Source organism: Mesorhizobium sp. M8A.F.Ca.ET.207.01.1.1, assembly GCF_004794715.1.
GTDB lineage: Bacteria > Pseudomonadota > Alphaproteobacteria > Rhizobiales > Rhizobiaceae > Mesorhizobium.
In genome coordinates, this window is record NZ_SRUS01000223.1 from 1 (window position 1) to 367 (window position 367).

Sequence of the window (367 nt, forward strand, 5' to 3'; positions counted from 1 at the left end):
CCGCACTCGGCCGTCATCTCCCACATCGCGGACGCGGCCAAGGATGCGCTGAAGGCTGGCACCGGCACCGGTGCGGGCGACGAGCGCGAGCGCAATGTCGGTCGTCTGATCACCGCCTACCGCTCGCGCGGCCACCTGGACGCCCGCCTCGATCCGCTGGGCCTGGCCGCGCCGGTCAACACGCCCGACCTGGGCCTGGCGTTCCACAGCCTGTCCGATGCCGACCTCAACAGCGAGTTCAGCACCGGCGGCGTCGGCGGCCAGCCGCGCATGAAGCTGCGCGACCTGCTGGCACGCCTGAAGGCGACCTACACCGGCTCGATCGGTGCGGAGTTCATGCACATCTCCGAGGTCGAGCAGCGCCAGT

The 367-nt window shown here is 70.8% G+C and carries 1 pseudogene; it reads left to right on the top strand.

Annotated elements, in window-relative coordinates:
• Nucleotides 1–367 (top strand): annotated as a pseudogene (locus tag EN850_RS34275) (hypothetical protein); the annotation flags it as partial.